Source organism: Paractinoplanes toevensis (assembly GCF_018332695.1).
GTDB lineage: Bacteria > Actinomycetota > Actinomycetes > Mycobacteriales > Micromonosporaceae > Actinoplanes > Actinoplanes toevensis.
This window is the reverse complement of the sequence record NZ_BOQN01000076.1, coordinates 79,488-102,081: the sequence shown is the minus strand read 5'-3', so window position 1 is coordinate 102,081 and position 22,594 is coordinate 79,488. Positions and strand designations below refer to the sequence as shown.

General features: G+C 71.1%; 17 protein-coding genes. 7 read left to right on the top strand and 10 right to left on the bottom strand.

Going from position 1 to position 22,594, the window contains the following annotated elements; genetic code table 11:
* Window positions 1–263 precede the first annotated feature (263 nt).
* Window positions 264–581, top strand: a complete 318-nt coding sequence (locus Ato02nite_RS29915; protein ID WP_213009993.1) for a helix-turn-helix domain-containing protein — start codon at window positions 264–266, stop codon at window positions 579–581.
* A 61-nt stretch (window positions 582–642) separates the two neighbouring features.
* Here Ato02nite_RS29915 and Ato02nite_RS29910 read toward each other — a convergent pair whose 3' ends face one another.
* Together Ato02nite_RS29910 and Ato02nite_RS29905 are read right to left on the bottom strand one after the other, a co-directional pair.
* Complete coding sequence (locus tag Ato02nite_RS29910; protein WP_213009992.1) at window positions 643–2,037, bottom strand: M4 family metallopeptidase; 1,395 nt, start codon at window positions 2,035–2,037, stop codon at window positions 643–645.
* Between the two features lie 90 nt (window positions 2,038–2,127).
* The gene (locus Ato02nite_RS29905) at window positions 2,128–3,081 is read right to left on the bottom strand and encodes a glycoside hydrolase family 26 protein (protein WP_213009991.1); all 954 of its coding nucleotides are present in this window, start codon (window positions 3,079–3,081) and stop codon (window positions 2,128–2,130) included.
* A gap of 109 nt (window positions 3,082–3,190) precedes the next feature.
* Here Ato02nite_RS29905 and Ato02nite_RS29900 point away from each other — a divergent pair, with 109 nt between their 5' ends.
* Window positions 3,191–4,171 (top strand): SEC-C domain-containing protein, encoded by a 981-nt coding sequence (locus Ato02nite_RS29900; protein WP_213009990.1) that lies wholly within the window; start codon window positions 3,191–3,193, stop codon window positions 4,169–4,171.
* A 10-nt stretch (window positions 4,172–4,181) separates the two neighbouring features.
* Here the strand turns inward: Ato02nite_RS29900 and Ato02nite_RS29895 are convergent, their stop codons facing one another.
* Window positions 4,182–5,177, bottom strand: a complete 996-nt coding sequence (locus Ato02nite_RS29895; RefSeq protein WP_213009989.1) for a hypothetical protein — start codon at window positions 5,175–5,177, stop codon at window positions 4,182–4,184.
* 124 nt (window positions 5,178–5,301) lie between these two features.
* On the opposite strand from Ato02nite_RS29895, the gene Ato02nite_RS29890 reads away from it, so the two are divergent.
* The gene (locus tag Ato02nite_RS29890) at window positions 5,302–5,775 is read left to right on the top strand and encodes a hypothetical protein (RefSeq protein ID WP_213009988.1); all 474 of its coding nucleotides are present in this window, start codon (window positions 5,302–5,304) and stop codon (window positions 5,773–5,775) included.
* A 3-nt stretch (window positions 5,776–5,778) separates the two neighbouring features.
* Here the strand turns inward: Ato02nite_RS29890 and Ato02nite_RS29885 are convergent, their stop codons facing one another.
* The gene (locus Ato02nite_RS29885) at window positions 5,779–14,514 is read right to left on the bottom strand and encodes a pectinesterase family protein (RefSeq protein WP_213009987.1); all 8,736 of its coding nucleotides are present in this window, start codon (window positions 14,512–14,514) and stop codon (window positions 5,779–5,781) included.
* A 253-nt stretch (window positions 14,515–14,767) separates the two neighbouring features.
* Between Ato02nite_RS29885 and Ato02nite_RS29880 the strand changes: the two genes are divergently transcribed.
* The 3 genes from Ato02nite_RS29880 to Ato02nite_RS29870 all read left to right on the top strand — a co-directional run bounded on the left by Ato02nite_RS29880 (window position 14,768) and on the right by Ato02nite_RS29870 (window position 16,797).
* Complete coding sequence (locus tag Ato02nite_RS29880; RefSeq protein ID WP_213009986.1) at window positions 14,768–15,505, top strand: cobalt-precorrin-6A reductase; 738 nt, start codon at window positions 14,768–14,770, stop codon at window positions 15,503–15,505.
* A 34-nt stretch (window positions 15,506–15,539) separates the two neighbouring features.
* Window positions 15,540–16,166 carry a hypothetical protein gene (locus tag Ato02nite_RS29875; RefSeq protein ID WP_213009985.1) on the top strand — a complete coding sequence of 209 codons (627 nt, stop codon included), beginning with the start codon at window positions 15,540–15,542 and terminating at the stop codon, window positions 16,164–16,166.
* A 64-nt stretch (window positions 16,167–16,230) separates the two neighbouring features.
* Window positions 16,231–16,797, top strand: coding sequence for a hypothetical protein (locus Ato02nite_RS29870; protein WP_213009984.1), 567 nt, complete (start codon window positions 16,231–16,233; stop codon window positions 16,795–16,797).
* Here Ato02nite_RS29870 and Ato02nite_RS29865 read toward each other — a convergent pair.
* The 5 genes from Ato02nite_RS29865 to Ato02nite_RS29845 are packed head-to-tail and all read right to left on the bottom strand — an operon-like array spanning window position 16,766 to window position 21,578.
* Window positions 16,766–17,350, bottom strand: coding sequence for a hydrolase (locus Ato02nite_RS29865; protein ID WP_213009983.1), 585 nt, complete (start codon window positions 17,348–17,350; stop codon window positions 16,766–16,768). The genes Ato02nite_RS29870 and Ato02nite_RS29865 overlap by 32 nt on opposite strands.
* A 3-nt stretch (window positions 17,351–17,353) precedes the next feature.
* Window positions 17,354–18,727: an MFS transporter gene (locus tag Ato02nite_RS29860; RefSeq protein WP_213009982.1), complete on the bottom strand. Its 1,374-nt coding sequence runs from the start codon at window positions 18,725–18,727 to the stop codon at window positions 17,354–17,356.
* Window positions 18,724–19,161: a MarR family winged helix-turn-helix transcriptional regulator gene (locus Ato02nite_RS29855; protein WP_213009981.1), complete on the bottom strand. Its 438-nt coding sequence runs from the start codon at window positions 19,159–19,161 to the stop codon at window positions 18,724–18,726. Before Ato02nite_RS29855 ends, Ato02nite_RS29860 begins: the two co-directional genes overlap by 4 nt.
* 47 nt (window positions 19,162–19,208) lie before the next feature.
* Complete coding sequence (locus Ato02nite_RS29850) at window positions 19,209–20,591, bottom strand: glucose-6-phosphate dehydrogenase (protein WP_213009980.1); 1,383 nt, start codon at window positions 20,589–20,591, stop codon at window positions 19,209–19,211.
* Between the two features lie 30 nt (window positions 20,592–20,621).
* Window positions 20,622–21,578, bottom strand: a complete 957-nt coding sequence (locus tag Ato02nite_RS29845; protein WP_213009979.1) for a GlxA family transcriptional regulator — start codon at window positions 21,576–21,578, stop codon at window positions 20,622–20,624.
* Between the two features lie 93 nt (window positions 21,579–21,671).
* Between Ato02nite_RS29845 and Ato02nite_RS52615 the strand changes: the two genes are divergently transcribed.
* Window positions 21,672–21,794 (top strand): hypothetical protein, encoded by a 123-nt coding sequence (locus Ato02nite_RS52615; RefSeq protein WP_281419825.1) that lies wholly within the window; start codon window positions 21,672–21,674, stop codon window positions 21,792–21,794.
* 40 nt (window positions 21,795–21,834) lie between these two features.
* Here Ato02nite_RS52615 and Ato02nite_RS29840 read toward each other — a convergent pair whose 3' ends face one another.
* Window positions 21,835–22,539: a SemiSWEET transporter gene (locus Ato02nite_RS29840; RefSeq protein ID WP_213009978.1), complete on the bottom strand. Its 705-nt coding sequence runs from the start codon at window positions 22,537–22,539 to the stop codon at window positions 21,835–21,837.
* Between the last annotated feature and the right edge of the window lie 55 nt (window positions 22,540–22,594).

The following is a 22,594-nucleotide window of genomic DNA, read 5'->3' as shown; positions in this document are numbered from 1 at the left end:
TGAAAGCAGAGGAAAGGGAGGGCAGAACACCGTTGGATCGCCCGCCGCTGGGGCGCATTTCCACTTCGGGGCGGACACCGCAGTATCCATCGAACGAAAGGTGGTCTCCGGTCACGCTTATGCGATCCTCGCACCTCACACCGCCAACGGCGGTAGGTGCGGAAAAGACAAGCCGACGAACCTGTCGGTAGATGGTGTTTATACCCGTAAACCCTGGGCCCCGGTGCTTCCGCACCGGGGCCCTCGTTCATGGAGAGGGATATATGGCCCAATCTGACGATATGTTCGGCGACGACGACTACCCCGCATACACGATGGGCCGTGCCGCGGAGATCACCGGCACCTCGCAGGACTTCCTCCGCCGGCTCGGCGACGCGAAGCTGATCACCCCGCTCCGGTCGACCGGCGGACACCGCCGTTACTCCCGCTACCAGTTGCGGCTCGCCGCGCGCGCCCGGGAGATGGTCGACCAGGGCACCGCGCTGGAAGCCGCCTGCCGGATCATCATCCTCGAGGACCAACTCGAGGAAGCCCTCCGGCAGAACGAGGAGTACCAGCGCCAACAGGAGCTCGACGCCTGACGGCACCGGCGTCGATCGGCGGCCCGGACAACCGGACCGCCGACCGCCGGAGCCGGTCCGGTCAGATGAAGCCGCGGGCCTGGAAGGCGGCCTTCACCGAGGCGGCGGCGGTGCTGCCGTAGAGGCTCTGCGCCGCGCTGACGGTCGAGTTCGCGGCGGCCGCGAAGGTCGTGCCGGCGGTGAAGTTGAACTGAGCCTCGAGGATGACCGTGTTGGCGTTGGTCCGGCCCAGGGCGGTGCTGATGTCGTAGAGGGCCCGCGACCACATCTCGCCGTCGGCGTGCACCTCGTTCTCGAAGTCACCGGGATAGACCTTGGTGCCGTCGACCCGGCGCAGGCAGTGCGGCGTCGTGCTGGTGTAGGACACCGCGTCCCAGTCGCCGATGCAGGCCAGTGGGACGGTGCCGGTGTTCGTGCTGACCGCCGACGACATGGTGTACGCCCAGTAGTCGCCGAAGCCCTCGCCGATCGCGCCGGACTGGCTGGACGAGCCGAAGCCGGGCACCTGGGCGTCCTGGATGGCGTGGCCGTACTCGTGCCAGATGATCTCGGCGTCCTCGGCGTCGTCCACGCCACCGGTGCCGAACGTGATGCGGTCGGTCGACGGGTCGTAGTAGGAGTTGTCGTCGGTGTACCCGGTCGTCCTGTAGCTCTGCGCCGAGTTGTTGACGTCGGTGAACCCGAGACTCTGGATGTACTCCTGCGCGGTGGTGATGTGGAAGTAGCCCATGACCTGCTCGAAGCCGGCCTGCGACCGGTTGTAGGTGTAGGTGCGGCTGCTCGAGGTGACGGCACTGCTGCTCGCGTTGCTGGCGTAGGCACCCTTGAGCGTGGTCACGCCGCTGTTCAGCTGGGTGAGCGAGACAGTCCGGTAGGCCGAGGCCAAAACTGCCGAGTTGGCGTTGCCGCTGTCGGTCAGGCTCTCGTTCTGCAGGGTCACCACCGGGTTGGGGTTGAAGACCTGGCCGGACCCGGTGACCTCCTTGATCGTGTTCTTCTCGGTCAGCATGGTGCCGCTGGACGCGTCGACCACGGTCTGCACGGTGCCGCGCCGGGTGTCGGTGAGCACCAGCCAGCCGAGCTTGGCGGTGTCGCCGGGCACGATGACCGCCGCCGACCGCAGCAGCGAACCGGCGAGGCGGCCGGTGACCGCGGACTCGGCCCGGTTGCGGGCGAAGGCTGCGCTGCCGGCCGGCGTGCCCTTGATCGCGAAACGGCCGTCCTGGATCGAGGTCGCGCCGGTCCGGGTGTCGGTGTGGGTGGCGTAATAGCCGCCGAGGACCGGCACGCCCCGATAGGTCTGCTGGTACCAGGTGTGCGTACCGAGCAACGAGTGCCGGACGGCCACCACGGTGAGGCCGTCCGGCGCTGCGTACGCGGCGGTACCACTCGCCGCGACCACCATCCCGACGATGCCGCCGATCGCCGCCAGGCGCTGAATCGTTCTCCGCGTCATCAGTGACCTCCACCCGCCGCGCTGCTGTTGAGAGCAGCGTAGTGATGGGGATAAATGCCCGGGGATCACGAACGAGTCATATCGCGGTTCTCACGGCGTGGCTGCGGCGACCAGTTCCTGGTAAGCGGCGACGCCGTCCGGATCGGCGTAGCCACCGGCCGGGAAGGTGGTGGCGCCGAGGTACCAGTTGTCCAGCTGCCAGTAGGACACGATCCGGAAGTTGTGGCTGGTCAGCCACGTCCGGGAGGCGCGGATGGCCGGGCCTCGGGAAGCCCGCGTGCCCTGGTCGTCGTCGATGCCCCACTCCGGCAGGGTGAGCGGCTTGCCGAGCCCGGCGAAGGAGTTGTACCAGCGGATCATCCGGGGGTCGGAGCCGATGCTGTACGGGTCGTCCGGCTCGCTGCCCCGGGTGCTGGCCTGCCAGTAGAGGTCCAGCCCGTACGCGTCGGCGTAGGCGGCCGGGACGATCCAGTCCTGGATCTCGTAGTCGCCGCCGGTGCCGTTGTTGGTGACCCGGGTCGAGCCGGTGCGCCACTGGTAGGACATGTAGATCGGGATGACGTTGAGGGTGGCGTTGGCGGCCTTCGCGACCGTGTAGGCGCGCTGGAAGGCGGCGACGAACTGCACGCCGGTCATGTCGTCCTCGGGTTCGTGGAAATAGGTGAGGTAACTGTTGGCCGGCATGGCCGTGGCGATGTTCTGGATCTCGGTGTCACAGCTGCCGGCCGCCACCGCGGTCGGCGTGCAGGACGTCTTGAACGAGTACCAGAGCACGCCACCGTACGTGTTGTGACAGGTGAGGGCGTCGGCCGGCGGCAGCTGCCCGGCCGAGGCGAACACCCGGCGGATGCCGAGGTTGCCCAGGTGGGTGCGTTCGTCGAGGAAGCCGGCGCAGGTGTTGCCGCTACCGACCGTGTCGGTGGCGGAGGTGGTCGCGCCGACCGCGAGCGTGGGCAGGGTCGCCTCGGCCGCAGCGACATTCCCCAGCGTGAGGAGAACGACGACGACGGCCAGGACGAGCGTTCTGGGTGCAGAGCGTCTCATGGCCGCAGCGTAGGCAAATTCATAAATAGATCGCCATACGTGAATGCTTCACTCACGATGAGACCCAGATCAACAGCGCCGGGTACGCGACCCGCAGTACCGTAACGACGTGTCGTTAAAAACCGATTTGACCAGCGCAGACCTCAGCCAGCTCCGGCAGTCCGCGCTCGGCGCCGCCGACCCGCTCGGCATCGCGGCCGAGCTCGCCGAGGCCGTCGACTCCGGCGGCCTCGCCGACCCGGACGATGCCGGATATGCCCTTACGCTCGCGGCCGAGATCGCCGAGAGCCGGACGAAACTCGATGCCGCCCTCCGGTACGCGGACCGGGCCGTCGACGCGTACCAGAAACGCGACGACACCCAGGCCGCCTCCGCCCACGCGCTGCGCGCCCGGATCCTGTTCCGATCGGGCCGCGCCGACGACGCGATGGCGGAGCTGGAACCGCTGCGCCCGCTGCTGACCCGCTATCCGGACGCGGCGGCGTACGTCACCGCGGCCCTCGCCGTCGGCGGCCGCAACCGGGTCGCCGAGCAGTGGCTCACCGAGGCGGTGCAGGCCACCCTGGCCGAGCGCGACCAGCCGGAGCCGGCCGACGCCGAGGACGCCGGCCAGCTCTTCTTCCTCCTGCAACAGCGGCACCGCCTGCGCCACCTGATCGGCCTGCCGCACGACACGCACGACAACCTGGCCGAGCGGCTGGAGACCCGGCTGGCCAACTCGGCCGCTCCCGCCGCCGGCGGCTCCGCCGACGACCTGCTGTTCTGGCCGCAGGCCGAGTTCGACCGCCTGCTGGCGAAGTGGCCGGCCCTGACCGAGTCGTACGACCGGAACTTCGACGACCACCGCGCCCGGCTGGAGCGGGAACTGGTCCGGCTGGCCGGGACCGGCCGGGTGGGCCTGGCCGTGTTCCCCGGTTCGGTCGACGGGCTGACCGGCGACGCGACCGACGCCAAGGTCCGGGCGGACTACGCGCGCCGGCTGGAGACCGGCACCACGAAGATCAGCTGGCCGCCGGAGCGGAACGCGGCGTGCTGGTGCGGTTCCGGCATCAAGTACAAGAAGTGCTGCCTGCCGCGATCGCGCGGCTGACCGGCAAAACTCAGCCGGTGTTCACGGTGAGCGTGCCGACGCCCTCGACCGAGTCCACGTCGACCCGGTTGGTGGCGTCGGCCCAGCCGTCCGAGGTGAGCACCTTGCCGGGGGTGGGATCGTCGTCGACCTCCCCGTCGACGACGACCGTCCCGGCGCCGACGCGCAGGGTCAGCCGTACCGGAAAGCCGTTGGTCCTGATCTTCAATTGGCTCATGCCGTGGGTGATGCGCAGCCGCAGGGTCCCGCGCGCCGGTGGCAGGCTCAGGTCGAAGAGATGCGCGCCGCCGGCCAGTTCCAGCGAGGAAAGCTTGCTCTCGGTGAGGTCGGCCGCGGTCTCGGTGTTGCCGGCGGACAACTTCAGGCCCCATTCGACCCGGTTGTTCAGCAGGATCGTGACCGGTGGCGCCGTCGTCCCCGAGTCCTTGGCCAGGGTCAGTCGGTGGCTCGTGCCGGTGACGGCGACCTTCGGGGTGACCGCGTCGCCGCCACCGGCCAGCGTGACGCGGTAGAGGTCGGCGCCCAGGTTCTGGCTGCGGACGGTGACCGAACTGTCGGAGGCCGCCACCTCGAAACTCGCCGCGGCCGGGAGTTTCGGCGCCGTCGTCGCCACCTTCTCGGCCGGCTTGGTGGGCGGCGGCGCGCTCGGGGTCGCGGTGGTCGCGGGGGCGGCCACCACCGGCGCACTCGCCGCGGGCGGAACGGTCCACGGGCTCGCCACCGGGGCGGCGACGGGGGTGTCCGGTTCGGAGTTCGCCCGCACGATCGCCGTCGCCAGCACCGCGCCGACCAGCACGACCACCGCCAGGGCCAGCACCAGCAGACCGCCGCGGGCTAGGCGCACCCGGCCCGCCAGGTCCGGATCGGCCGGACGCCGCGGGGGCTCGGCCGGGCGCGGCGCAGGCGCGGCCGGACGCCGCGGCGGCTCGGCCGCGGCGTGCCGCCCATCGGCCTGCTCCGGCCAGAAGGCGGCCATCGGTCGCTTCGACGGTTCCGGCTGATCCACGATGCTTTCCTCCCAGCGGACCCGAGGGCAATGCAGTCATGGGTACGGACGTGAGGCCGTCTCGGATTGGGGATCCACGAAGACAACTGTCTGGCGGATAGGGTGTCCGCCTACGGGGGTGGGGATGTTGCGTGTCCGGGTTTGGTTCGCGGTCGTCGCGCTGGTGACCGGCTGCAGTTCCGGCAACGGTGTGCACGCTGATGTGCGCGATCTGGAGGAGACGCTGGTCGCCACCTACCTGGATCCGCTCGAGGCCGCCGGAATCGGGACGTCCGTGCTGCGTACGTGCCGGTTCGCGGATCCGGTGGACGCTCCCTGGCACCTGTTGATCGAGGTGCGGGTCGACGCGCCCGAGGACCGGGTGGCCGACGTCCTGACGCACGAGGGGGTCGTCGTCGTGCGCGGCCGCGAACCGATGATCGTGCAGCAGATCTTCAACCAGCCCAACCGGGGCTGGGACGGCATCCTGGCGAAGGACGGCGAGAAGTCGAAGCTCGGCCTGGAGCGCAGCTACGTCGACCACGCCGGCTGGACGGACGCGGTCGGGTGGGGCGAGGTGTGCGCGGACACCCCGCCCCAGGCCCCGACCGTGCCGTAGGAATCAGCCGGCCGGGTTCCAGTTGTCGCTGCCGGCCAGGTACTTCTGCGTGGTGTAGGTCGCCGCGTCGGTGTCGGCGAGCATCGGGCGGGTCGCGGCGTTGACCACGGCCGCGCCCGGTCCACTGTTCTGATATTCGAAGAACCGGCCGGCGGTCCACGTCGTGGTGGCGTCCCAGTTGTTCCACGGCTGGGCGGTGTTGATCGCCGAACCCAGCACCGAGTTGCGGACCACGACCTGCGCCTGCCCGGTGGTGCTGTAGGGCCGGCCCAGGTAGATCGAGTTCGCGGCGCCGTCGGTGACGATCGTGCTGTCGGTGATCAGGAAGCCGTACGGCGACGCGCTGCTGATCGACGAGTCGGTCAGGCTGGCGCCGGACCGGGCCAGGACGTGGAAGGTGCTGTGGTCGAAGACCGCCACCGCGCGGCCGAGCACCATGTCCGCGCCACCCTCGACGTACGCGTTGCGGAAGTACAGCCGGCTGTAGGTGGTCACGTTCGCCGTGCTGAGCAGCAGGGTCTGCTTGTCCCCGAGGAGCCGGACGTTGTCGAACACGTCCTTGTCCCCGCTCTTGACCTGCAGGGCCGTCGCCTGCGCACCGGCCGTGGCGGCGCCGTTGGTGTTGGCCACGGTCAGGTTGCGCAGGGTCCACTGGTTGCCGGAGAGGGTCGCCGTGGCCACCGCCGCGGTGCCGCCGGCCGTCACGACGGTGTCCGCCGGGTCGGTCGTCGCGCCGAGCAGGGTCACTCCGTACCGGTTGCCGCTGGCGATCACCCCGGTGTAGGTGCCCGGCTTGATCAGCACCACCCGGTAGCCCTGGGTGGTGTAGTCGGCGTTGTCGGCGAGCAGCGCGATGCCGGCCGCCACCGTGGTCGCGTCGCCGGAGCCGTCGGCGGCCACCACGACGTCAACCTTGACCGGCGTCACGGTCACCGCCGCCGACGCCGCGGAGGCGTTGCCGGCGGTGTCCGTGGCCACCACGGTGTAGGAGTACGCGACGCCGGCGGTCACGGTCGGGTCCGTATAGGACGTGCCGGTCACGGCGGCGGCGAGCCGGCTCGGCGCGGCGCCCCCGGTGGACCGGTAGACGTCGTAGCCGGCCAGATCGCTGTCGCCCACCGCGGACCAGGTGACGGTCACCGAGCCCTTGCCGAGGATCGTCTTCAGGCCGGCCGGCACGGCCGGGGCGGTGCTGTCGCCGGGCGCCGGGACGGCCTCGATCGGTGCGGAGGCGGCCGACTCGTTGCCCGCGGTGTCCACGGCGGTCACCACGTAGCGGTACGTGGTGCCGTTGTCCAGGCCGGTCACCGTGTAGGCGGTGCCGGTGACCAGTGCGGTGTTGAGTTTCGCGGTGCCGCCGGCCAGGTACACGTTGTAACCGGCCAGGTCGGCCTCACCGCTGCCGGCCCAGGTCAGGGTGACCTTCCCGTCGCCGACGCCGGCCTTGAGCCCGGTCGGCGCCGCGGGCGGCGCGCTGTCGGCCGGGGTGGCCTTGACCGTCGCCGGCACCGAGGTGTTGCCGACGGCGTCCACCGCGACCAGGGCGTACGTGTAGGTCGTGCCGTTGGTCAGGCCGGTGTTGAGGTAGGACGTGGTGGTCAGTCCGGAGGCGACCAGGTTGGCCGGGCTCACGGCACCGCGGTAGAGCCGGTAACCGGCCAGGTCCGCCTCGCCGCCGGCCGCCCAGGTGAGGCTGACCGAGCCGTCGCCACCGGTCGCGGCGAACGACGCCGGGGTGGCCGGCGCGGTGATGTCGGCCGGCGTCGCCGGGGCGGGGACGGCCGGGTACCAGGTGGCGGCGCCGAGCCAGTCGGTGACCGTCGCGGTCACCGAGTCGGCCGGGCTGAGCTGCGGGCGATTGCCGTTGACGGTGGCGCCGTCGCCGGCGTTGGCGTACTCGGCCAGCCGGCCGAGGGTCCACAGTTCACCGGCCGGGCCGGTGCCCCACGGCTGGGCGGTGTTGATGCCGCCGGCGAGGGCGGTCTCCCGGACCACGGCCTGGCCCACCGAGTTCGGCGTGTACTGGTCACCCCACGCCCGGTACGGCCGGCCGAGCTGCACGTTGGTCACGCCGGCCGGCGTGGTCACGGTGCTGTTGATCAGCAGCATGCCCTTGAAGGTGCTGGCCGTGCTGGGCGTCAGCACCGTACCGCCGCCGGCCTTGACGTTGATCGTGGTTTTGTTGATGACCAGGGTGGCGCGGCCGAGGACGACGTCGCTGGTCCCCTCGATGACCGAGTTGTCGATCATCTGGCGGGCACCGGCGGTGTAGGTGGACGTGTCGGCGAAGACCGTCCGGTTGGTGCCCTTGAGCGTGACGTGCTCAAGCAGCACCTTGTCCCCGGTCATCGAGACCGCGGGGGCGGCGCCGGACGCGGTGGTGTTCTGGACCGTCAGATCACGGACCGTGACCGAGGAACCGGTGACGGACAGTGCCGCGGGCGAGGTGCCGTTGGTGATCACGACATCGCCCGGTTCCCCGGTCGAGCCGACCAGGGTCACGTTGGCCTTGGCGATGGTCACCGGGCCGGCGTAGGTGCCGGGGGCGACCGAGACCACCCAGTTCGCCGTGCCGGTGGCCGCGTCGAGGGCGGCCTGCAGGGTCGGGTAACTGCCGGTCCCGTCCGCCTTCACGGTCGCGTCCACCTTCAGGGCCGGGGTGGCGGTCACCGTCGCCGAAGCGGCGGAGGTGTGCCCGGCGGCATCCACCGCGACGACGGTGTACGTGTACGCGGTCCCGTTCGTCACAGCGTTGTCGGTGTAGCCCGCCTTCGTAACGGTGGCCACCAACTGGTCGGCCCGGTAGACGCGGTAGCCGGCCACGTCGGACTCGGCGTTCTCGGCCCAACTCAGCGTGACCTGCCCGGCCCCGCCCTGAGCGGCCACGCCGCTCGGCACGGCCGGAGCCACGTCTGCGGCGGCGTCGGCGACCGGGTCCCAGCCGTCCGTGCCGGCCAGATAGACCGCGGGCGTACGGGTGGCGGCGTCGGCGTCGGACAGCTGCGGCCGGTTGGCGTTGACCGTCGCTCCGGCACCGGTGTTGTGGTACTCGGTGAACCGCCCGTCGCTCCAGGTCAGCGGCGCGAAGTCGATCCACGGCCTGGCTGGGTTGATGCCGTCGTTGATGGTGGTGTCGCGGATGGTGAGCTGGCCGCGGGAGTTGTCCGGCTGGGCGCCGTCGGCCCACCCCTGCCACGGGCGGCCCAGGGCGAACGTGCCGGGGTCGTTGGCGCTGACGATCCGGCTGTTGGTGACCAGGTAGCCGTTCGGGTTCTTCGACGCCGTGCTCGGCGCGAAGATCGTCCCGCCGTTGTGGCTGGTGGCGTGGATGGTGACCCGGTCGAAGACCGCGGTCGCCCGGCCGAAGACGAAGTCGACGTTGCCCTCGATGAAGCTGTCGTAGTAGTACTGCCGGGCGTAGCCGTTGCCGGTGGCCGAGATGTTGCCGGCCGAGTCGGCGAGCAGGGTGTCCTGCACGCCGAGCAGGCGGACGTTGCGGTAGACCTGCCGGTCGCCGGTCGCCTTCAGAGCCACCGCCTGGGTGTTGTTGGCGCCGATCTCCGGGTGCTTGGCCGAGTCGAACGTGTTGGAGATCGTCAGGTCGCGGACCGTCACGTTGCCGGCGGTGATGGCGACGCTGAAGCTGCCGGACGTGCCGCAGGTCGCGGTCGTGACCGTCGCGCAGGTGGTGCTCCCGGCCGCGGTGCCGTTCGCGTTGTCGTAGGTCAGCACCACGTCCCGGGCATCGCCGGAGGTGCCGGCGATCACCAGGTAGGGCTTGGCGATCGTCACCACCTGCCGGTAGGTGCCCGGCTTGATCAGGATCACGGTGGGCTTCCCGGCGGTGCCGGCCGGTGCGGCGGTCACCGCGGCCTGCAGGGTGGTGTAGTCGCCGCTGCCGTCGGCGGCGACGGTCAGGTCGGCGACCAGCGGGGCGGCACCGGGAGTCGCGGACGCCGAGGCCGACGCCGGGGCGGCGTTGCCGGCGGCGTCCACCGCGACGACGGTGTACGCGTACGCGGTCCCGTTCGTGACGGCCTTGTCGGTGTACGCCGCCTTGGCGACGGTGGCCACCAGTTGGCCGTCCCGGTAGACGCGGTACGCGGTGACGTCGCTCTCGACGCTGTCGTCCCAGGTCAGGTTGACCGCCTTGTCGACACCGCCGGCGACCAGGCCGGTGACCGCGGCCGGTGCCACGTCGGGGCCGGCGTCGGCCACCGGGTTCCAGCCGTCGGTGCCGGCCAGATAGGCCGTCGCGGTGTAGTCGGCCGCCTGCGCCGCGCTCAGCTGCGGCCGGTCAGCACTCGCGGTGGCGGTACTGCCCGGGCCGGTGTTGCCGTACTCGGCGAACCGGGCGGTGTGCCAGTCGGTGACGACGCCGCTGTTGGTCATGTTGGTCCAGGTCGCGGTGCCGCTGACCACCGAGCTCAGCCAGCTGTCGCGGACCACGACCTGGCCGAGGGCGTTGTCGTCCTTGACGCTGGTGCCGTCGGCCTGGGTCTTGCCCGGCTGCCACGGCCGGCCGAGGTTCTGCGAGCCGTCCGGGGCGCTGCCGATGATCCGGCTGTCGGTGATCAGGAAGCCGTACTTCTGGCCGATGTCGGTGCTGGCCGCGGTCACCGCGCCGTTCGGCGACGTCGAGTGGTCGAGGGCCTTGAGCGTGCTGTGGTCGAACACCGCGGTGGCCCGGCCGAAGAGGAAGTCGACGTCACCCTCGATGTACGCGTCGTGGAAGTAGACGCGGGACTGGGTGGTGGTGGCCGGCGAGTTGGCGTAGAGGGTGTCCTGGTTGCCGAGCAGCCGGACGTTGTCGAAGACCAGCTTGTCGCCGACCGTACGCAGGGCCACCGCCTGGCCGTTGGCGTACGTGCCCTCCTTGTAGGTGTTCTGGATGGTCAGGTCGCGCATCTGCACCGAGTTGCCGGTGACCACCACGGTGGCGCTGCCGGACGTGCCGTAGGTGGCGGGGGTGCCGTCGTCGTTCGGCGCGGCCCCCGGGATCGGGGTCCCGGCCGCCCGGTTGCCGTTGATCACGACGTCCGAGGCGGTGCCGGTGGCGCCGGCCACGATGACGTACGGCTTGGCGATCGTCGGGTACTCGTTGTACGTGCCCTTGGCCACCGAGATGACGGTCGGGTCGGTGGCGGTGCCGGCCGGGGCGGCGGCCAGCGCGGCGGTGAGAGTGGTGAACGTGGTGGTCCCGTCGGGCGTCGCGGCCGGATCGACGGTGATGTCGGTGACCAGCGGGGCGGCCTCGACCTTGACGGTGGCCCCGATCGTGGCCGGCGACTCGGCGCCGCTGCGGGAGACCGCGGTGACCGCGTACGAGTAGCTCGCGCCGTTGGTCACGGTGGTGTCGCTGAACGTCGGCGAGACCACGCCGGCCACCTTGGCCAGCGCGCCGGTGCCCGCGTCGGCCCGGTAGACGTTCCAGCCGATGACGTCGGCGGAGGTGTCGTCGTTCCAGGTCAGGTGCACGACCCGGAGGTCGGCGGCGGCGGTGAGGCCGGTAGGCGAGGCCGGTGCGGCGGTGCCGGCCGGGAGCATCGGGCTCCAGCCGTCACTGCCGGCCAGGTACTTGGCCGGCGTGGCGTTGGCAGCCTGCGAGGCGGTCAGCTGCGGCCGGTTGGCGTTCAGCGTGGCGCCCGGGCCGATGCTCTGGTACTCGTCGAAGCGGGCGTCCTGCCACTTGAAGTTGACCTTCGTGCCGGTGGAGTCGGCGGTGGCCATGTCCTCCCAGGGCTGGTCGGTCGCGATCGCGGCCGGCAGCCAGGTGTTGACCCACACCACCGAGCCGATCGCGTCCGGGTCGGCGCTCGGGTGCCACGGCCGGCCCAGGTGCACGGTGCCGGCCGCCGCGTTGCTGACGACCTTGCTGTTGACGAACAGGAAACCGTACTTGCTGCCCTTGTCGGTGCTGGCCGCGGTGATGGCGCCGTTGTCGGACTTGCCGCGGTCCAGCGAACGCAGCGTCACCCGGTCGAACACCGCGTCGGCCGCGCCGAAGATGTAGTCGACGTCGCCCTCGATGTAGCTGTTGACGTAGTACTGCCGGGAGCGGGTCGTCGGCTTGGGAGTGTCGGCGAGCAGCGTGTCCTGGTTGCCGAGCAGCCGCACGTGGTCGGCGGTGAACCGGTCGCCCTCCACCCGCAGCGCGACGGCCTGCTGGCTGGTGATCTCCGGGTGGGCCTTCTCGTCGAAGGTGTTGGCCACCGTCAGGTTGCGCAGCGTCACGTTCTTCGCGGACACGAAGATGGTCGCGCTGTCGGCGGTGCCGTAGGTGCCGCCGGCCGGATCCGGCGTGCCGGACGCCTTGTCGTCGGCGAGGACGACGTCGGCCGGGTCACCGGTGGCGCCGACCAGCACCACGTTCGGCGAAGTGATCTCGAACGTCTCGTGGTAGGTGCCGGCCGCGATGTTGATCATCGTCGGCTGCAGGTTCGTCGCCGGGATCGACGCCAGCGCCGCGGTGACCGTCTTGAACGCGCCGTTGGCGCCGTCCGGGGAGACGTAGACCTGCACGTAATCGATCGGCAGCGCGACCGGGTCGGTGGTCGAGGTGGCCGACGCGGCGCTGGACACCGAGGAGGCGTTGCCGACCAGGTCGAGCGCGGTCACCTTGTAGTACTGCGCGACGCCCTTGGGCGCACTGGTGTCGACGAAGGTGGGCGCCGTACCGGCCTTGGCCGCGGTGAGCGTGCCCAGCAGGACGTAGGTGCCGCCACTGGTCGACGAGCGGCTGATGTTGTAGCCGGCGAGGTCGGTCTCCCGGTTCGCCGTCCAGGTCAGCGTGATGCCGTGGGTGGTGTTCGGAGCGGCCTTCAGGCCGGTCGGCGTGGCCGGCTTGACCATCGGGTTCGCCGCGGTGACAGCGCTGTAGGAGGAGATGTTCCCGCTGGTGTCGACCGCGCGGATCCGGAAGTACGCGTGCGTCCCCTCGGTGATCGTGGGGTCGGTGAACGTCGTGGCGGTGAGCTTGGCACCGGCCGCCGGCAGGTAGTCGACGTAGACCTCGTCGCTGTTGCGCTTCTGCACGGTGTAGCCGGCCAGGTCGGTCTCCTTGTTCGCCGCCCAGGTCACCGTCATGCCCACGGCCGCGACCGTGGCCTTCGCGGACGACGGCGCGGCCGGCGCCTTGGTGTCCGCGGCGATCGTGACGGAGGCGGTGGCGGCCGGCGAGACCCCGGCACTGTTGACCGCGGTGAGCTGGTAGTACGACGTCGCACCGGTCGGCGCGGCCGCGTCGGTCAGCGTGGTGCCGGTGACCGGCGTGGTGGTGAGCGCGGTGAACGGGCCACTCGCGGCGGCGCCCCGGGAAACGGCGTAGCCGGTGGTGGTCCCGGTCGCGTTCGCGGTCCAGCTGAGCACGACGCCGCCGGTGCTGCCGGCGACCGCCTTGAAGCCCGCCGGGGTGGGCGGCAGCGCGGTGGCATCGGCCGGGCGGGCGGCCGAGCCGGTCGCGGCCGAGGAGGCGTTACCGGCGATGTCGACCGAGGTGACCCGGTAGTAGGAGGTCGCACCGGCCGGCGCGGTCGGGTCGAGGTAGGTGGTAGCGGTCAGCGGGGTCGCGGTCAGCTGGCTGTAGGTGCCGCTGGACGAGGACGCCCGGTACACCAGGTAGCCGCGCAGATCGGCTTCCTTGTTCGCCGACCAGGTCAGCGTGATCCCGGTGGTGGCGGCGGTGAGCTTCAGGCCGGACGGCTTCGCCGGGGGCGTGGTGTCCTTGGGAATCGCCACCGATGCCGAGGCGGGCGCCGAGGAACCGGCCGCGTTGACCGCGGTGAGCTGGTAATACGCCGTCGCCCCGGCCGGGGCGGTGACGTCGGTGTAGCTGGTGCCGGTGACCGGGGTCGCGGTCAGCACCGCGAACGGGCCGGCCGCCGCGGTGGCCCGGGCGACGACGTAACCCGAGGTCCCGGTCCCGGAGTTGGCGGTCCAGGTGAGCGTGGCGCCACCGTCGTCCGCCGCCTTCGCCTTGAAGCCGGCCGGGGTGGGCGGTGCGGTCGCGGTGCCCGCCGGCCGGGTCTCCGAGGCGGTCGCCGCCGACGAGGCGTTGCCGGTCAGGTCGAGCGCGGTGACCCGGTAGTACGACTTGCTGCCGGCCGGAGCGGTCGCGTCGAGGAACGAGGTCGCGGTGTACGGGCTCGCGGTGAGCTGGCTGAAGGTGCCGCTCGACGAGGACGAGCGGGCCACCACGTAGCCGGCGAAGTCCGGCACGGCGTCGATCGCGGTCCAGCTAACCGCGATGCCGGTGGCGGACGCCGACAGCTTCAGGTTGTCCGGCTTGTCCGGCTCGTCGGTGTCGACGGCCTTCACCGTGATCACGCTGGACGGCTTGGACAGGTTGCCGGTCGTGTCGATGGCGGCGACCGCGTAGTAATAGGTTTTGCCCGCGACGGCGGTGGTGTCGTTGAACGTCAGCGTGCCGGTGGTCGTGCTGCCCAGCAGGTCGGTGGCCGGCACGATGGTCTTGGCGGCCGACCGGTAGACGCGGTACCCCGCGGTGTCCGACGCCGACACCTTGCCCCAGCTGATCGAGACGCCGACCTGGCCGTAGTACGCCGACTTCAGGCTGCCCGGGACACTTGGGGCGGTCGTGTCGGTGGCGGCCGACGCGGCCGTCATACCCAGCCCGCCGATGCCGACGAGGACCAGGGCGAAGAGCGCCAGCGGTCGAAATAGCCGGTGGGCCGACCAGAACCCGACAAATCTGGACGGCTTCGCGTGGCGGTACGACATGTGGCTCACTTCTGTCATAGCTGGCAGGCAGGTTAGGACTACCCATGATCACGCTGTGCGTATTTCGGCGGCAAAGCCAGGGACGAAACGTGACCGCCGGTACGGGGAGTTGAGCCTGGACAGTCACCCGAGGTCACCGCAAGAGATCATGGCCGCCGGGCCTTCGACGGAAGCGTCCTCGACCAGTTGATGGGTTGACGCGAAAGGGTCTGCCGTAAGGTGCCGGAATGGCCGATGCCCTCGTCGGAACTGGATGATCAGCGTGATCATCCTCGTTCTCGGCGGAACCTCCGAAGCCCGGGCTCTGGCCGGCGCGCTGACCGACCACACCGTGATCAGTTCACTCGCCGGGCGGACCACCACCCCGCTGCTACCGGCCGGTGAGGTGCGGATCGGCGGGTTCGGAGGAGTCGACGGGCTCGCAATCTTCCTCCGGGAACGGCGGATCGACGCGGTGGTCGACGCGACCCATCCGTTCGCGGCGCGGATCAGCGCCAACGCGGCGGAGGCGGCCGGACTCGCCGGGGTGCCGCTGCTGCGGTTCCAGCGGCCGGGCTGGGTCGCGGAGCCGGGGGACGTCTGGCACCGCGTACAAAATCTTGGGGAAGCCGCCGCCCTTCTCCCCCGCCTCGGCCACCGGGTTTTTCTGACCACCGGGCGGCAGGGGATCGGCGCGTTCGCCGCGGTGCGCGAATGCTGGTTCCTGGCCCGGTCGGTGGAGCCGCCGGCGGCACCGAAGCCCGAGCACCTCGAGGTGATCCTGGATCGGGGGCCGTTCACCCTGGACGGGGAACGGCGGCTGCTCGACCAGCACCGCATCGACGTGCTGGTGAGCAAGGACAGTGGCGGTCCGGCCGCCAAACTCCTCGCCGCGCGCGAGCGCGGGATACCCGTCGTGCTGGTCGATCGGCCGCCGGCGCCGGGTGGTGAGGTCGCGACCACGGTGGACCGGGCGGTCGATTGGGTCACCCATAAGGTGGACGCACGGTAACCACGCTGTTGCGCAGCAGTGGCACGCTCGGACCATGCCGCGCCGTCAGCTCTATCGCGACCTCAACGATGTTCGAGGTCTGGTGGCGGACGGGCTGGCCCGGCTCGAGGAGATCTCGGTCGGCGGCGAGCAGTACTGGGTGATGTCGGCGCTGGCCCGGCTGCGCGGGATGGACGGCATGCTGGTGGCCGCGGCCGGTGGGCTGTCCAGCTGGAGTCGCACGCTGATCAGCGCGGCGCTGGCGTTTCCGCTGCTCTGGGCGGTGGCCTGGGCGTCCGGGGCGATCGGGGCCGGCCCGGTGTGGGTGATCGTGATTACCGTGCTGGCGCTCGGCCTGGCCATGCCGGGGCTGCTGTGGGTGACCGGGCGGCTCTCCCGGCTGGTCGACCGGCGGCGGATGGGCGCGCCGCCGCGGGCCGGCGACACCGGCAAGGGTGACCTCGACGAGGTCACCGAGGTGCTGGTGCGGGCTCGGGTCCGGCTCGTGTCGGCGGCTCTGCGGCACGTGGGGACGCGGCACTGGGACGCGGCGCATCTCGCCCGGCTGGCCCGCACCGACCGGGCGATCAGCCGGATCACCGACACCGACGTGCTGCTCTGCCAGGCCATCGACTTCCTGGAGATCCACGCGGCCGAGCAACAGGTCAGGCGGGCGGCATGAGCGAGCGTAGCGAGCGAATCGGCAAGCTCAGCGCGGGATTTGCTCTTGGCAGCCCGGAGCTGGCATGAGCGACGAGGACATCTTCGCCGGTGACGTGGAGGGCCGGCTGGAGCGGATCGACCGGCGGGTCCGGGCGGTCGTTCTCGATGCTCAGTGCCGGGACTGGATCGCCGAGCGGCCCGACCGGGTGAGCTTCGCCCGGATGAGCCAGGTGCACCACGAGCTGCGGGCGGCGATCCGCCGGTACAACCCGATGCGCAAGGCCGACGACTGGGTGTGGCCGCTGGTCAGCACCGCCACCTGGCTGGTCACCACCGTGGTGATCCTGCTGGTCGCGACTGATCCGGCGGCACCGCTGACGCTGGCCTTCGCGCTGGTGGCGGGCCTGCTGGTGGCCCAGGCGGCGATCTCGCTCAACAGCCGGCTCCGGCGCGGTCAACAGCGGGATCCGATCGAGGAGCCGGCCCTCTACGCCGACCTCACCCAGCGGATCGAGGCGTGCGCGGCGACGGCGCGGGCCGATCCGGATTCCGACCGCCGCGCCGCCGCCGAGGATCTCGGGCGGGCGCTGGACTGGGTGTCCGCCACCCGCGACGAGATCACCCGCGGGTCTTCGCCAGCAGCTCGATGATCTCGTCGGTGGTGCCGGTCTCGCCCAGCCGGGGAAAGATCTTCTCGACGCTGTTGCGGTGGGTGTCGGCGTCCAGATCGGTCATCGCGTCGACGGCGAGGGTGACGTGGTAGTTGTGCTCGTGCGCGGCCCGGGCCGTCGACTCGACGCCGATGCTGGTGGCGATGCCGGTCAGCACGACCTGGGTGATGCCGCGCCGGCGTAGCTGCAGGTCGAGGTCGGTGCCGTAAAACGCACCCCAGTTGCGCTTGGTGACCACGATGTCGTCCGGGCCGGTGATCTCCGACGCGAGCTCGTCCCAGCCCTCGGGGCGGGGCCGCGGCGGGCGCGAGCCGCCGTCGATGCGGCCGGTCACCGCGTCCGAGCCGTCGGCCCGGTGGGTGACCCGGACCAGAACGACCGGCAGGCCGTGCGAGCGGAACGCCTCGGCGAGCAGAGCGGTCCGGGCGACCACCTCGGCCGCGGCCAGAGGGACCGTGGGCGCGGCGATGATCCCGCCCTGGAGGTCGATGACGACCAGCGCGGTCTTGGGGTCGAGGGTGGTGACGGGCATGAGTCAGGGCCTTTCCGTGGCGGAGGGAACCGGGGTGCCGAGCCGGCCCAGGGACCGGTCGGCGAGGACCACGACCAGCAGCAGGGTCGCGACGACGATCAGAAAGACGGCGAGTTCGTGCAGGCCGGCGGTGTTGGCGCCGTGCTTGAAGAAGGCGCCGGTGGCGGCCGAGGAGACCATCGCGCCGAGGTAGGCGAACGTGCGCAGCAGCCCGGCCGAGGCACCCATCCGTTCCGGGTCGGCCTGGAAGTAGACGGCGTTCTGGTTGGCCAGGCTGTTCAGCCCCTGGGGAAGACCGCAGATCACCGAGATGAGCACCGGGATCCACAGTGCGCTGGTCGAGTCGAGGACCAGCATCAGCGCACAGGCGACGACCTGGCTGACCGCACCGACCAGCAGCTTGCCCCGGAACTCGGCCCGCCGGCCGGTGATCGTCGAGACGCCGATGGCGACCAGCGACATCGGCAGGAGAATCAGGCCGGCGTGCGCGGCCGACAGGCCGCGACCGGCCTCCAGCCACTGGGTGAAGCCATAGAGGTACGCGTACGCCACGGTCTGCGCGAGCAGGGTGCGCAAATACGTGGTGAGCAGCGGAGCGTTGCCGCCGAAGACCCGCACGTCGAGGAACGGGTCGGCGTAGTGCAGCTCGCGCCACACGAAACCGGCCGCGAGCAGGACGGTCAGCGGCACCAGCCACACGTGCCCGAGCGACGGGCTGATCAGGAACAGCATCAGCGCGGTCAGGGTGCCGGCGAAGAAGCCGATGCCGAGGTAGTCGAGCCGCACATGATCTTCGGCCGGCCCGGATCGGGGCAGCAGGAGTGCGCCGAGCACGAGGCAGAGCAGCGCGAGCGGAATGTTGACGGCGAACAGCGCCCGCCAGCCGGCCGCGCCGATCAGCAGCCCGCCGAGGGTCGGGCCGACCACCACGATGGTCTGCGCCGAGACGGACAGCGCGGTGAGCAGGCCGCCGGGTTTCTCCACTCCGGAGCGACGAATCAGATACATCGCCGCGGGGTAGCCGGCGCAGGTGCCGAAGCCGAGCAGGACCCGGGCCAGCACCAGCACACCCAGCGAGGGCGCGAGCGCGCCGACGATGCCGGCGATGCCGACCAGCGCGGAACCGGCCAGGTAGAGCTTGCGGGCGCCGTACCGGTCGACGAGTTTGCCGACGACCGGCTGGCCGGTCGCGGTGGCCAGGTAGAGCCCGGAGACCAGCCAGGCGGTCTCGGACGGCAGCGCGTGGAAGGCGAGCCCGATCGGGACGAGCGCCACCGCGAGGGTCGACGAGTTGATCGGGTTGAGGACTGCGCCGAGGACGAGCGGGACGATGAGCCGGCGGTCGAAGGTGCGGGCCGGGTTTTCTAAAACGGTCATTGCCCGGCCAGCCGGTCGAGCAGGGCCATCGCCTCGATGATCGTCTGCCGCTCGGCCTCGCTGAAGTCGCGGGCCAACTCGCCGGCCAGCCACTCCTCGCGCTCGCGCCGGGAGCCCTCGACCATCGCGCGGCCCTCGGCGGTCAGCGAGATCTGCTGCCGCCGCCCGTCGGTCGGGTCGGGGGTGCGCTCGATCAGCCCGCGCTCGGCGATGGCGGCCAGGGTGGCGGCCATCGACTGGGGGCGGATGCGCTCGAGCGTGGCCAGCACGCTGGCGGTGGCCGGGCCGTCCTTGGCGAGCCGGCTCAGCACCGACGTCTGCGAGGGGGTCAGGTCACCTAGGTTGGCGACCTCGCGCAGCCGGCGGCGCAGACGGCTGTAGACCGTGCGCACCTCGCTGGCCGCCAACATCGCCGAAGCCGGGATCTCGGTCATGCCTCGATCGTAGAACTCTTCAGTCCAGACTGACAAGTTTCAACTGACTATTGCCCCAGCAACCATCGGTGCGGCGCCGCGAGCTGCCGGGCCTTGGCCGGACCCCACGAGCCCGGGGCATAGGAGATCGGCCGCGGCCGCGTGTCCAGCAACGGCCGGACCGCCTTCCAGGCGGCCGCCAGGCCATCCGGGCGGGTGAACAGCGCCCGGTCCCCCACCAGCACGTCGTGGATCAGACGGGAGTACGGCGGGAGCGGGTCGGCGTCCTTCACGGCGTTCAGCGGCAGCGCGACCGTGGCCGGTTCCAGGTCGGCGGCGATGCCGGGCTGCTTCGCCAGCAGGGAAAGGTCGACCTCGCCGGTGCCGGCGAGCGAGAACGACAGGACGTTGGATTGCGGCGGGAGCTTCGGGAACGGCTTTTCCGGCGTACGGAGGACCAGGCTCACCCGCTGCTCGCCGGCCGCCAGTCGCTTGCCGGTGCGCAGCAGGAACGGGACGCCCTTCCACCGCGGCGAGTCGATCCACAGCTTGGCCGCCACGAACGTATCGGTGCGCGACTTCGCCGCCACTCCCTTGATGTCCTGGTAACCGGCGAACTGGCCCAGCACGGCCTCGGCCGGGTCGATCGGCCGGAACTTGCGGATCACCGTCTCGCGGGCCGACTGCAACTCGGTGGCGGACAGCCCGGCCGGCGGCTCCATCGCCACTTCGGCCGCCACCTGGAACAGGTGGGTGACCAGCATGTCCAGCACCGCGCCGGTGGCGTCGTAGAACTCGGCGCGGTTGGCCACGTCGAGCGTCTCCGGCACGTCGATCTGCACGCTCTCCACGTGCTCGCGGTTCCACAGCGCGGCGAACGTGGTGTTCGCGAACCGCATGGCGTGCAGCTGCTGGGTCGCTTCCTTGCCGAGAAAGTGATCGATCCGGTAGACCTGCGACTCGTCCAGCACGTTGTGCACCTGCCGGTTGAGCTTGCGGAACGCGTCCGGCGAGGTGCCGAACGGCTTCTCGTAGACGACCCGGGCGCCCTCGGCCAGCCCGTGCGCGCCGAGCGCCTTGGTGATCTCCGGGAAGGCCACCGGCGGCACCGCCAGGTAGTGCACGAGCTGCGCCTTCGGGCCGACCTCCCGCCGCGCCTCCTCGATCACGTCGAGCAGGCTGCCGGACGAGTCGGTGTTGAAGCCGCCGCCGGCGAAGCGCAGCCGCTTGGCGAACTCGCGCCACGGCCCCTTGCCCGGCGCCGGCCCGAACTCCTCGAGCGCCTCGCGCACCCGGCCCCGGAAGTCCTCGTGCGAGACGTCACCGCGGCCGTTGCCCACCAGGATCCACTTCTCCGGGAGCAGGCCCTCGATGGCCAGGGTGTAGAACGCCGGGAGAACCATCCGCCGGGCCAGGTCACCGGTGGCGCCGAACAGCACGAAAACCGTCATGACCGGCTGCTTTCCCGCTGCCGGGGCGGCTCACACCGGCTGTGACCGGAACGTCCCCCGGTAGGCCTGCGGGGTCGTGCTCAGCCGCTGGGCGAAGTGGTGACGAAGGGTGGCGGCACTGCCGAAACCGGCCCGGACGGCGATCGCGTCGACCCCGAGGTCGGAATCCTCCAGCAGGCGGCGGGCCAGCAGCAGGCGCTGGTTGGTGAGCCAGTCGTGCGGGGTGGCCCCGGTCTCGTTGCGGAACCGGCGGGCGAACGTGCGCGGCGCCATGTGCGCGAGGTCGGCCATCGTCTCGACGGTGTGCGGATGATCGAGCGAGCTCAGCACCAGGGTGAGCACCGGTTGCAGGGTCTCGCACTGGATCGACTGCAGCGGGGTCTCGATGTACTGCGCCTGGCCGCCCTCCCGGTGCGGCGGCACCACCATTCGCCGGGCCAGCATGGTCGCCACCGTGGTGCCGTGCTCCTGCCGAACCAGATGCAGGCCGGCGTCGACGCTCGCGGCCGTGCCCGCACTGGTCAGCACCTTGCCGTCCTGCACGTAGAGCACGTCGGGGTCGATCCGGGCGGCCGGGTGCCGCTCGGCCAGCCGGGCGGTGTGCAGCCAGTGGGTGGTGCAGCGGCGGCCGTCGAGCAGTCCGGCCGCGCCGAGCGCGAACGCGCCCGTGCAGACACTCATCACCCAGGCGCCGCGCTCGTGCGCCCGGCGCAACGCGGCCAGCACCTCGGGCGGGACCTCGTGCTCGCGGTAACCGTACGGCCCGATCGCGACCAGGTCGGCCTCCTCCAGGCGGGACAGGTCGTGCCGCACCGCGACGTCGAAGCCGGCATGGGTGGTGACCGGGCCGCCGTCGACCGAGCAGACCGCGAAGTCGTAGCCGGGCAGGCCCTCGGCCGTGCGGTCGTAACCGAACAGCTCGCAGAGCACGCCGAGCTCGAAGACCGCGACGTCGGGGAGGGCCAGAACGGCCACGTTCCGGAGCATGTGACGCAGCATACGGCCGATTGGCAGGATTTTGAAGATGTGTGGCATCCCTGCCACTGTCGACCATGGCAAGGCAAGAGAAAGCTCTATGTCATGGCAATCGGAATCGCACTCTTCTTCCTGGTCATCACCCTCTTCTCGATCGCCGGCCGGACGGCCGACACGCGCGACAGCGCGGACTGGAAACCAACCAACGACGGATCTCGCACCACCTAACCGAAAGGGGCGGCCACCGGGGCCGCCCCTTTCCGGTCGGTCAGACGCCGGCCATCGCCAGCGTGCGGGTGTGGATCGAGTCCCGCCAGCGGGCGCCACCGCTGATCTCGGTTGCCGTCGAGGGCTCGGCGCGCAGGTACAGGATCGTGCAGACGATCAGGGCACTGACCAGGCCCACCGAGGCCGACGCGTAAACCGCCGGCTGACCGGTGCCCAGCCCGTAGGCGAACCAGGACGCGCACGCCCCGGCCCCCATCCGCCAGCGCAACGGCGACAGGCCGGACAGGTCCAGGTGCCGGTCCCGCAACAGGGCGAGCGGCTGCGGGATCGCCGACAGCACCGACACGCCGGCCAGCACCAGCCCGAGCACCGGGGCCACCTCGGTACCCCGTACACCCGGAAGAGCCGCCGCCAGACCGCTCAGCAGAATCGCCGCCAGAACCGCGCCGGCGGCGCCGGCGCTCACCCGCAGGGCCCGCGTCGAGCGCAGCGACGGCTGCGTGGCCAGCAGTGCCACCATGATCAGCAGCCCGGCCGTGCCGGTGACCGTGTTGGTGACGATCTGGATGCGTTCACCGCTGAGCAGTCCGTAGGTGATCCAGCCGAGCGGCATCGCCACCCCGAGGGCGCTCGCCGTGGCCGAGAGGCCACCGGTGCGGCGCTGCACGCAGGACTTGTAGACCTGGGGCCAGGACAGGGACATGGACAGCGCGGCACCGAGGCAGCCGAGAGCGTGGGTAAGCATGATCCGTTTCCGGGTCGGGGTCAAAGGCCACGTGTCCCATCGCCCGGCCCCCGGA

What these genes read in the sequence shown, in the direction of transcription:
- Ato02nite_RS29915 (WP_213009993.1), top strand. Translation starts at nt 264, where the DNA reads ATGGCCCAATCTGACGATATGTTCGGCGACGACGACTACCCCGCATAC.
- Ato02nite_RS29840 (WP_213009978.1), bottom strand. Translation starts at nt 22,539, where the DNA reads ATGCTTACCCACGCTCTCGGCTGCCTCGGTGCCGCGCTGTCCATGTCC.
- Ato02nite_RS52615 (WP_281419825.1), top strand. Translation starts at nt 21,672, where the DNA reads ATGGCAATCGGAATCGCACTCTTCTTCCTGGTCATCACCCTCTTCTCG.
- Ato02nite_RS29870 (WP_213009984.1), top strand. Translation starts at nt 16,231, where the DNA reads ATGAGCGACGAGGACATCTTCGCCGGTGACGTGGAGGGCCGGCTGGAG.
- Ato02nite_RS29905 (WP_213009991.1), bottom strand. Translation starts at nt 3,081, where the DNA reads ATGAGACGCTCTGCACCCAGAACGCTCGTCCTGGCCGTCGTCGTCGTT.
- Ato02nite_RS29865 (WP_213009983.1), bottom strand. Translation starts at nt 17,350, where the DNA reads ATGCCCGTCACCACCCTCGACCCCAAGACCGCGCTGGTCGTCATCGAC.
- Ato02nite_RS29845 (WP_213009979.1), bottom strand. Translation starts at nt 21,578, where the DNA reads ATGCTCCGGAACGTGGCCGTTCTGGCCCTCCCCGACGTCGCGGTCTTC.
- Ato02nite_RS29875 (WP_213009985.1), top strand. Translation starts at nt 15,540, where the DNA reads ATGCCGCGCCGTCAGCTCTATCGCGACCTCAACGATGTTCGAGGTCTG.
- Ato02nite_RS29850 (WP_213009980.1), bottom strand. Translation starts at nt 20,591, where the DNA reads ATGACGGTTTTCGTGCTGTTCGGCGCCACCGGTGACCTGGCCCGGCGG.
- Ato02nite_RS29855 (WP_213009981.1), bottom strand. Translation starts at nt 19,161, where the DNA reads ATGACCGAGATCCCGGCTTCGGCGATGTTGGCGGCCAGCGAGGTGCGC.
- Ato02nite_RS29860 (WP_213009982.1), bottom strand. Translation starts at nt 18,727, where the DNA reads ATGACCGTTTTAGAAAACCCGGCCCGCACCTTCGACCGCCGGCTCATC.
- Ato02nite_RS29885 (WP_213009987.1), bottom strand. Translation starts at nt 14,514, where the DNA reads ATGTCGTACCGCCACGCGAAGCCGTCCAGATTTGTCGGGTTCTGGTCG.
- Ato02nite_RS29880 (WP_213009986.1), top strand. Translation starts at nt 14,768, where the DNA reads ATGATCAGCGTGATCATCCTCGTTCTCGGCGGAACCTCCGAAGCCCGG.
- Ato02nite_RS29890 (WP_213009988.1), top strand. Translation starts at nt 5,302, where the DNA reads ATGTTGCGTGTCCGGGTTTGGTTCGCGGTCGTCGCGCTGGTGACCGGC.
- Ato02nite_RS29910 (WP_213009992.1), bottom strand. Translation starts at nt 2,037, where the DNA reads ATGACGCGGAGAACGATTCAGCGCCTGGCGGCGATCGGCGGCATCGTC.